Annotated in this window: 8 protein-coding genes and 1 rRNA gene; 4 read left to right on the plus strand and 5 right to left on the minus strand. The window is 64.3% G+C overall.

Features of this window, described 5'->3' with window-relative positions; translation table 11 throughout:
- Positions 1-124: 124 nt before the first annotated feature.
- Positions 125-1,390, plus strand: coding sequence for a 4-aminobutyrate--2-oxoglutarate transaminase (gene gabT / locus LQT98_RS17625; RefSeq protein ID WP_231463919.1), 1,266 nt, complete (start codon positions 125-127; stop codon positions 1,388-1,390).
- 71 nt (positions 1,391-1,461) lie between these two features.
- Positions 1,462-2,922, plus strand: coding sequence for an NAD-dependent succinate-semialdehyde dehydrogenase (locus LQT98_RS17630; protein ID WP_269326072.1), 1,461 nt, complete (start codon positions 1,462-1,464; stop codon positions 2,920-2,922).
- Between the two features lie 67 nt (positions 2,923-2,989).
- On the opposite strand, the gene LQT98_RS17635 is transcribed toward LQT98_RS17630, so the two are convergent.
- The 3 genes from LQT98_RS17635 to LQT98_RS17645 all read right to left on the minus strand — a co-directional run bounded on the left by LQT98_RS17635 (position 2,990) and on the right by LQT98_RS17645 (position 5,645).
- Entirely contained in the window at positions 2,990-4,438 is a 1,449-nt protein-coding gene (locus LQT98_RS17635) for a hypothetical protein (protein ID WP_048411748.1), read from the minus strand.
- 77 nt (positions 4,439-4,515) lie between these two features.
- Positions 4,516-5,250, minus strand: coding sequence for a GNAT family N-acetyltransferase (locus LQT98_RS17640; protein WP_231463921.1), 735 nt, complete (start codon positions 5,248-5,250; stop codon positions 4,516-4,518).
- A gap of 11 nt (positions 5,251-5,261) precedes the next feature.
- Positions 5,262-5,645: a rhodanese-like domain-containing protein gene (locus LQT98_RS17645; RefSeq protein WP_048411750.1), complete on the minus strand. Its 384-nt coding sequence runs from the start codon at positions 5,643-5,645 to the stop codon at positions 5,262-5,264.
- A gap of 92 nt (positions 5,646-5,737) precedes the next feature.
- On the opposite strand from LQT98_RS17645, the gene pdxR reads away from it, so the two are divergent.
- A complete protein-coding gene (pdxR, locus tag LQT98_RS17650; protein ID WP_231463923.1) occupies positions 5,738-7,195 on the plus strand; it encodes a MocR-like pyridoxine biosynthesis transcription factor PdxR in 1,458 nt (485 codons plus the stop codon).
- Positions 7,192-7,704 carry a DUF523 domain-containing protein gene (locus LQT98_RS17655; protein ID WP_231463924.1) on the plus strand — a complete coding sequence of 171 codons (513 nt, stop codon included), beginning with the start codon at positions 7,192-7,194 and terminating at the stop codon, positions 7,702-7,704. The genes pdxR and LQT98_RS17655 overlap by 4 nt, the downstream gene beginning before the upstream one ends.
- Before the next feature lie 24 nt (positions 7,705-7,728).
- Here LQT98_RS17655 and LQT98_RS17660 read toward each other — a convergent pair whose 3' ends face one another.
- Together LQT98_RS17660 and rrf are read right to left on the minus strand one after the other, a co-directional pair.
- On the minus strand, positions 7,729-8,490 hold the full coding sequence (locus LQT98_RS17660) for a carbonic anhydrase family protein (RefSeq protein WP_048411753.1): 762 nt from the start codon (positions 8,488-8,490) through the stop codon (positions 7,729-7,731).
- 255 nt (positions 8,491-8,745) lie between these two features.
- A 5S ribosomal RNA gene (gene rrf, locus LQT98_RS17665) occupies positions 8,746-8,847 on the minus strand; the annotation flags it as partial.

Genomic DNA, 8,847 nt, shown 5'->3' on the forward strand with positions numbered 1-8,847 from the left:
CAATAATGAAAGCAAAAACCACGGAGCGACAACCGGCGCCATGACAGACCGGCCACGTTCCGACACCGATTCGCGGCGGCCAGCCCGATGCGGCGCCGACCGCACAACGTCGAGGAGATAGCAGATGAGCAATAAGGATTTGATGCAACGTAAGGCCGACGCCACCCCGCGCGGCGTGGGCGTAATGTGCGGATTCTTCGCCGATCGCGCCAAAAATGCCGAAATCTGGGATACCGACGGCAAACGCTACATCGACTTCGCCGGCGGCATCGGCGTCTTGAACACCGGCCATCTGCACGCCAAAGTGCAGGCCGCGGTCGCGGAACAGCTGTCCCGCTTCAGCCACACCTGCTATCAAGTCGTTCCCTATGAATCCTATATCCGCCTGGCCGAACAGCTGAACCAACTGACCCCGGGCCAGCACGCCAAGAAAACCGCGTTGTTCACCACCGGCGCCGAAGCGGTGGAAAACGCGGTGAAAGTGGCGCGCGCCGCCACCGGCCGCGGCGGCGTGATCGCCTTTGGCGGCGCCTTCCACGGCCGCACCCTACTGGGCATGGCGCTGACCGGCAAAGTGGTGCCGTACAAGGTCGGCTTCGGCCCCTTCCCCGGCGATGTCTACCACGCCCCCTACCCCAACGCGCTGCATGGCGTTTCGGTGGAGGACTCGCTGCGCGGCCTGGAAAAACTGTTCAAGTACGATGTCGATCCCAAGCGCGTCGCCGCCATCATTTTCGAGCCGGTGCAAGGCGAAGGCGGTTTCTACAATGCGCCCAGCGAATGGGTGGTGCAGCTGCGCAAGATCTGCGACGAACACGGCATTCTGCTGATCGCCGACGAAGTACAATCCGGCTTCGCCCGCACCGGCAAGCTGTTCGCGATGGAACACTATCCGGTGCAGGCCGACCTGATCACCATGGCCAAATCGCTGGCCGGCGGTTTCCCGCTGTCCGCGCTGACCGGCCGCGCCGAGATCATGGACGCGCCGGCGCCCGGCGGCCTGGGCGGCACCTATGCCGGCAATCCGCTGGCGGTGGCCGCCGCGCTGGCGGTGATAGACGCGATCCAGGAAGACAAATTGCTGGAACGCGCCAACCGCCTCGGCGCCTTGCTGAAGGAAAAACTGCACGGCCTCAAGGGCGCGGTGCCGCAGATGGCCGAAATCCGCGGCCTGGGCGCGATGCTGGCGGTGGAATTCAACCAGCCCGGCAGCCAGCAGCCGGACCCCGACTTCGCCAAGAAAGTGCAGACCAAGGCGCTGGAATCCGGCCTGATTCTGCTCACTTGCGGCGTCTACGCCAATGTGATCCGCTTCCTGTTCCCGCTGACCATAGAAGACGCCGTGTTCGAAGAAGCGCTGGCCAAGCTGGAGGCCGCGCTCAAAGCTTAAGAGCCTGTTCCAAGACCAAGGCCCGCGCCGGCGGCGCGGGCCTATCCGACATCGCTGCGTTGGAGACCCGCATGTTGAATTTGAAAGACCCCTCGCTGCTGAAACAGCAGTGCTATGTGAACGGCGCCTGGATAGACGCCGACAACGGCGAAACCATTCCGGTCAGCAATCCCGCCACCGGCAAGATCGTCGCCCATGTGCCCAAGATGGGCAAGGCGGAAGCGGAGCTCGCCGTCGCCGGCGCCGCCGCCGCCTTCCAAGAATGGAAACGCAAGCCGGCGAAGGAGCGCGCAGCCATCCTGCGCCGCTGGTTTGATCTGGTGATGGCCAACCAGGACGATCTGGCGGTCATTCTCACCAGCGAGCAAGGCAAGCCGCTGGCGGAGGCCAAGGGCGAGATCGCCTATGGCGCCTCCTACATCGAGTGGTATGCGGAGGAAGCCAAGCGCCTGTACGGCGACACCGTGCCCGCGCCCGGCGCCGACAAACGCATCCTAATCACCAAGGAACCCATCGGCGTCGCCGCCGCGATCACGCCGTGGAACTTCCCCAATGCGATGATTACCCGCAAGGCGGCGCCGGCGCTGGCCGCCGGCTGCCCCATCGTGGTGCGTCCGGCCAGCCAGACCCCGCTGTCTGCGTTGGCGCTGGCGGTGCTGGCCGAGCGCGCCGGCATTCCCGCCGGCGTGTTCTCGGTGCTGACCGGCGGCTCCAGCGAGATCGGCGCGGTGCTGACCGGCAGCGATGCGGTGAAGAAATTCTCCTTCACCGGTTCCACCGAAGTAGGCCGCAAACTGATCGCCCAGTGCGCGGACACCGTCAAGAAAGTGTCGATGGAACTGGGCGGCAACGCCCCCTTCATCGTGTTCGACGACGCCGATCTCGACGCCGCGGTGGAAGGCGCCATCATTTCCAAATACCGCAACGCCGGCCAGACCTGCGTCTGCGCCAACCGCTTGCTGGTGCAGGACGGCGTCTACGACGCCTTCGCCGAGAAGTTCGCCGTCGCGGTGGCCAAGCTGCAAGTGGGCAACGGCCTGGACGCCGGCGTCACCCAAGGCCCGATGATAGACATGAACGCGGTGGCCAAGGTGGAAGAGCACATCGCCGACGCGCTGGCCAAGGGCGGCAAGCTGGTGGCCGGCGGCAAGCGCCACGCGCTGGGCCACAGCTTCTTCGAGCCGACGGTGATCACCGATGTCACCCCGCAGATGAAGGTGGCCAAGGAAGAAACCTTCGGTCCGCTGGCGCCGCTGTTCCGCTTCCACAGCGAGGCCGAAGCGATCCAGATGGCCAACGACACCGAATTCGGTCTGGCCAGCTACTTCTACGCCCGCGACATCGGCCGCATCTTCCGCGTGTCCGAAGGCTTGGAATACGGCATGGTGGCGGTCAATACCGGCATCCTGTCCAACGAGGCCGCGCCCTTCGGCGGCGTCAAGCAATCCGGCCTGGGCCGCGAAGGCTCCAAATACGGCATCGAGGATTATCTGGAAATCAAATACGTGCTGCTGGGCGGCATCGACCAGTAAAGCGCCGCGCCAATGCGAAACGGGCTGGAAATCCAGCCCGTTTTTTTTGACAGTCGCGACCGCGCGCCTAATGGAACTTGGCCAAGGTCTCCGACAAGGGAATGCCGGCCTCCTTCAGACACTCGGCCAGATCGCGCCAGGTTTCCTCGCGCTCGGGCGCCACGTCCGGCGTCACCAGCCACGGCGCGTGCGCCGCCACTTCCTCGCGACCACGCAGGCGGAAGCCCACCTCGTAACCCTGCATCTCCGGCTGGTATTCGGCGATGGCTTCCAGCTCCTGCACCCCGCCTGCGCTGGCGGCCAGCAAGGCCGCGGTCACGCCCAGACGCTTGCGGTTCCAGGCACGCACGCCGGTTTGCACGGCCTCCCACCATGGCAGCGGCGCGAACAGCTCGGCCTCGCCATATTCCATCTCAGCGCCCACCGCCTGCTGCACCAGCGGCATCGCCGCGTCCAGCGCCTTGCGCGCCAGGCGTCGCGCCTGTTCCGGCGGCAAGGCGCCGCGTTCCACCAGGAAGGGAATCCAGGCCAACACCAGTTGCGGCTCATTGGTCTTGCGCGCCGCTTCATAGGTGGCGCGCGAGGAGTCCGGGTCCAGCGGCGCGAAGTCGCAGCCGGCATCCATCACCGGCGCCAGCTGCACCAGGTCCTGGCAGGCGCGCTCGTTCAGCATCTCCAGCGTGAACAAGGTGGGGGAAATCCACAGTATCGACTGCTCCGGCACCTCCAGCGCATCCGCCAGCGCCACTTCCAAACGCTCCAACTGCGGGAAATGCCACCACACGCCGCCCTGAGCGCGCGAAAACGCGAACGGCAGCGCCCACAACTCAAAGGAAGCCACCGAGCCGTCCTTGCGCATCACCTCGGGGAAGGCGATCGCGTCGCGCGCGCTGTTCACCAGCAGCTGGCGCGCGGCGGGTTGCGACAGCAAGGCCAATTGCGATTCGGTGAACACCGCCTGATCGCCGGCCGCCAGCGCCATCTGCACTTCGCCAGCCAGCTGCGCCCGCTCCATAGGCTGATCCACCGCGCGGCGCGCCAGCTCCACCAACTGCTTCACCGCGCGGCCGCGTTCCGCCGGCGGCAGCGGCTCGGTTGGCCCGGCGCGCATCTCGCGCGGCTCCGGACCGGCCGCCTCGCGGTCGGCGTAAGCCTTGTGCAAGCGCTGATACGCCTGCATCGCTTCGTCGCAGATCGCCTGCAACTGGCCGACGGTGGGCATTTCGTCTTCATTGCTGAAATTGAAATCAAACAGACGCAGACGCAGATTGCAGACGTATACCGTCACATTGTCGGCCTCGTCGAACAGCATGGCGCTGGCCAGACCTTCGCGGTCACGGCCGGGGAAGTCGGTATCGTCGTCGCCCAGCAGCCGGCATACAAAAGCCGGCGCCTCGGTGTGAATCAGGTACTCGGAGCCTTCCAGGCCCTGATCGTCGACGGCATCACCGAAAATGAAACGGTTGGGCAAGAACGGCTCGCCCTTGATGCGGGCATTACGCGGCAGGGATTTCATCAGGCAGCAAATCTATTCAATAAATCAGATACTCATTGTACCTGCCTAGCGTGGCGGCTTGAAGTCCGCCGGCCAAATCAATCTCCGCCGCGGCATTGCGCCAGCGTCCGTAGCTGCCGCCCCGCCGCATCGAAATTGTCCGGCGCCAACCAGCGCTCCATGCCTTGCCGCAGCGCCGGCCACTCGCTATCCAGTATCGAGAACCAGGCGGTATCGCGGTTGCGCCCCTTGTAAACCATCGCCTGACGGAACAGGCCCTCGAAACGGAAACCCAGCCGCTCAGCCGCTTGGCGCGACGGCAGATTCAAGGTGTCGCACTTCCATTCATAACGCCGGTAGCCCAATTCAAACGCCTGCCGCATCAACAAATACATCGCCTCGGTCGCCGCCGGCCGCCGCTGCAGCGCGGGCGAAAAATTCAAATGGCCAAGCTCGATGCAGCCCATCGCCGGATCGATGCGCAGATAAGCCGCCACCCCGACGGCCAGATCGGTGGCGCCATCCACGATCGCGTAAAAGTGCGGGTCCGGCTTGGCCTGCTGCGCCGCCAGCCAGTCTTGATAATCCTGGTACACAGCGAAGGGGCCATAACTCAGATAGGTCCAGTTGCGCTCGTCCGCGGCCATCGCCGCGAACAGCGCCGGGCCATGGCTGGCCGCGTCCAGCGGCTCCAGCCGGCAAAACCGCCCGCTCAGGCTCCGTCGCGGCGGCCAGGCCGCCGGCTGCCAATCCGTAACCGGCAAGCCCACCATCTGCCCCAAGGCATTGCGGCTGCCGGCCGCGGCCAAAACGTCGACATCGGCGATGCTCATTCCGCCCTCCCTCAGCAATTGCAGCTCACGGCGGCGCCGGCGCGCGCCGTCGTCGCATAGCCGTCGCGAATCCACCAGTCCAGGCCGCCTTGCAGCTCGCGCACATTGAAGCCCAAGCGCGCCAGCTTGAGCGCGCCCTTGGTCGACGCATTGCAACCTATGCCGTCGCAGAACGATACCAGGACCGCATCCTTGGGCAGCTGCGCGGTGCTCGCCTCATCCATGCTCCGGTGCGGCACGGACAACGCGCCGGGGATGGTTTCCTGCTGATACGCCTCGGGCGCGCGCGCATCGATCAACAATAAACGCTCGCCGGCCTGCAAGGCGCTCCAGACATCGGCGGCATCCATTTCATATGCCAGCTTGGCCGCGTAAAAGTCCTGTTGCGTCAGCATCGAATCTCTCCTGTTGCGCTGAAAATACTGTTAGCCTAAGCAACAAGTCATTCCCTTTACAGTGCCACCATGCAGAAATTAAAGGAACCACTTTGCCCGCCGACTGGTTGAGCGAATACCTGCGCGGCCAATTGCAGCGCCAAGGGGCGGAAAGCCTGGCGCGCCAGTTGTATCGACTGCTGCGCGAACTGATACGCGAAGGCAAGCTGGCGGGCGGCGCGTCTTTGCCGGCCAGCCGCGCGCTGGCGGCGGAGCTGGCGCTGGGCCGCAACACCATTCTCAACGCCTACGAACAACTGGGCGCCGAAGGCTATCTGGAAAGCCGCCACGGCTCCGGCACCTATGTCGCCACGCTGTTCGACGCGCGAAGCGCGCCGCCGCCGCGCGTGGAACAGCATCCAGGCCTGTCACAGCGCGGCCAGCGCGTCGCCGCCGGCTGTACCCTGCCCATAGGGCTGAATGGCGCTTTCGCGCCGGGCGCGCCCGAACTGAAGCGCTTCCCGCACGCGCAATGGCAGCGCTGCCTGCAAGCCCATGTGCTGCATCCACAGCCGGAAAACCTGCACTACCGTCACGACGGCGGCCTGCCGGCCTTGAAGCAGGTGCTAAGCCAGTACTTATACCTGGCCCGCTCGGTGCGCTGCCGCCCGGAGCAGATCATCATCACCCAGGGCGCGCAGCAAGGCCTGGAATTGCTCGCCCGCCTACTGAGCGACCCCGGCGATGTCGCCTGGGTCGAAGACCCTGGCTACAACGGCGCTCAAGCGGCCTGGCGCGCCGCGGACATGACGATCGAACCCATTCCAGTCGATGCCCAGGGCATGGCGCCAGAGCCGCGACACCACGCCATTCCGCCGCGGCTGATCTACATCACCCCGTCCCACCAATACCCGACCGGCGTCGTCATGTCGCTGGCGCGGCGGCTGGAATTGCTGCAGCTGGCGAAACAGCACGACAGCTGGATCATAGAAGACGATTACGACAGCGAATTCCGCTACACCACCCACCCCATCGCCTCCTTGCAAGGCCTGGCCGACAGCGAGCGCGTCATCTATCTCGGCACTTTCAGCAAGGTGATGTTTCCAGCCTTGGGACTAGGTTATCTGGTGCTGCCCGAAGCCTTGGTGGATCCTTTCCGCCGCGTGCAGGCCCGCCTGTATCGGGAGGGCAATTACCAAGTACAAGCCGCGCTGGCCGACTTCATCGAGCAAGGCCACTTCGCTCGCCATATCAAACATATGCGCGAGCTGTACCGGCTGCGGCAACAATTACTGTGCGGCACGCTTCGGCATGCGCTCGGCGACGCACTGCCGCTGTCGGCCGGCGAAGCCGGGCTGCACCTGGTGGCGCAGCTACCTGACGGTTTCGACGAATGGGAACTGAGCCAAGCGGCAGCCCTACAGCGGCTATGGCTGCGCCCCATGCTCAAGCACTTCATCGGTCCGGCTGATCGCTGTGGCCTGGTGCTTGGCTATGCCGGAGTGGAAGAGAATGATATCCGCGCCGCCGCGCTCAAATTGGCGGCGCTATTGGAAGCAAGATGGAAATGAAACCGAAATTATTGGTCAGCGCCTGCCTGCTCGGGCAGCCGGTACGCTACGACGGCCAGGCCAAGCCGCTGTCGGAACAGGATTGGCGGCGCTTGCGGCAGAAATTCGACCTGATCGCCGCCTGCCCCGAAGGCATGGGCGGCCTGCCAACCCCGCGGCCGCCGGCGGAACTGCGCGGCGGCGACGGGACCGCCGCCTTGCGCGGCCAGGCCGGTGTGATCACAGCTACTGGAGAGGATGTCAGCGCCGCCTTTATTGATGGAGCCGGCCAGGCCTTAGATCTGGCGCAAGCCCATGGTTGCCGCCAAGCGCTATTGAAGGCCAACAGCCCTTCCTGTGGCAGCCGCCGCATCTACGACGGCCGGTTTTCCGGCACGCTCAAGGACGGAGAAGGCGTGACCGCCAGCCTGTTTCGGCAGGCCGGCATCGTGGTCTGTTCGGAAGAGGACATCGACGTGCTGCTCGACGCCCCTTCCCGCCAAGCAGCGCAGCAATCAGAATTCTCATGATGCTTGCGCGGCAATGAACAGGCTCTAAGCCGTCGTGGGCAGAAACTCCAGACGCCCGCCGTTCAGGTGATACATCGCGCCGACGATCTTGATCTGGCCGTCACGTTCCAGTTTGGCCAGCACATCGCTGCGCTTGCGGATCTGTTCCATCGTGTACAGCACATTGCTGCGCGCCACCGCGTCGACGAAATCGGCGTTCTTGCTGCTGCGCTCGCCTGCATACTGGGTTTGCGCGATCGCCGGCCGGATACGCGCCAGCAAACCGGTCAGATTGCCCATCTCCACATGGTCTATCGCGCCCTTGATCGCGCCACAACCGGTATGCCCCATCACCAGCACCACCTTGGCGCCGGCCGCCGCACAGGCGAACTCCATGCTGCCCAGCAGATCGTCATTGACCACATTGCCGGCCACCCTAGAATTGAAGGTTTCGCCGATACCGGAATCCATCACGATCTCGGCCGGCGCGCGCGAATCGATGCAGCTGAGCACCACCGCCGACGGATACTGCGCGCCGACACTGGAACGCTGCTGCGCCAGATAATCATGCCGCAATGGCTTGCCGCTGCGAAAGCGCTCATTGCCCTTCGCCATTGCCGCAATCACCTGATCCGGCGTCATCGCATCGCGCTGCGCCTTGCTCAAGGATGCCGCGTAAGCCACGCCGCTCAAGGCGCCGCCAGCACCGATGGAAAACAGCGCCGCCGCGCCCAAGGCCGTTTTCAACACCGTGCGCCGGCCCAAAGTCTCGCCGGCATCGGCCAAATCATATTGCTGCTTGCTCATTCCCGTCCTTCCCTAGCGTTGTTGTATAAGGCTTTCTGATTTTATTCACCAAACATGCAATTAGATGATGATTGCCAGCTTGGTTCATTCAGCAAAGCAATATTTCAAACAGATTAGAGAAGACGTGGACCAACGAGCGGCATGTCCAATGCCCGAACGCAACAAAGCCTCCCCGAGGGGAGGCTTCCGTGTCGGCGTTTCCACCGCGCCAATGCATAAAGCCCAGCTCGTGTGAGCTGGGCTTTGCAATGGGGCGTCTGGCGGTGTCCTACTTTCACATGGCGAATGCCACACTATCATCGGCGCTAAGGCGTTTCACGGTCCTGTTCGGGATGGGAAGGCGTGGGACCACCTCGC

Origin of the sequence: Chromobacterium aquaticum (genome assembly GCF_021129195.1) — a bacterium.
In the GTDB taxonomy this organism is placed as follows: Bacteria; Pseudomonadota; Gammaproteobacteria; order Burkholderiales; family Chromobacteriaceae; genus Chromobacterium; species Chromobacterium aquaticum.

What these genes read in the sequence shown, in the direction of transcription:
- gabT (WP_231463919.1), top strand. Translation starts at nt 125, where the DNA reads ATGAGCAATAAGGATTTGATGCAACGTAAGGCCGACGCCACCCCGCGC.
- LQT98_RS17630 (WP_269326072.1), top strand. Translation starts at nt 1,462, where the DNA reads ATGTTGAATTTGAAAGACCCCTCGCTGCTGAAACAGCAGTGCTATGTG.
- LQT98_RS17635 (WP_048411748.1), bottom strand. Translation starts at nt 4,438, where the DNA reads ATGAAATCCCTGCCGCGTAATGCCCGCATCAAGGGCGAGCCGTTCTTG.
- LQT98_RS17640 (WP_231463921.1), bottom strand. Translation starts at nt 5,250, where the DNA reads ATGAGCATCGCCGATGTCGACGTTTTGGCCGCGGCCGGCAGCCGCAAT.
- LQT98_RS17645 (WP_048411750.1), bottom strand. Translation starts at nt 5,645, where the DNA reads ATGCTGACGCAACAGGACTTTTACGCGGCCAAGCTGGCATATGAAATG.
- LQT98_RS17655 (WP_231463924.1), top strand. Translation starts at nt 7,192, where the DNA reads ATGAAACCGAAATTATTGGTCAGCGCCTGCCTGCTCGGGCAGCCGGTA.
- LQT98_RS17660 (WP_048411753.1), bottom strand. Translation starts at nt 8,490, where the DNA reads ATGAGCAAGCAGCAATATGATTTGGCCGATGCCGGCGAGACTTTGGGC.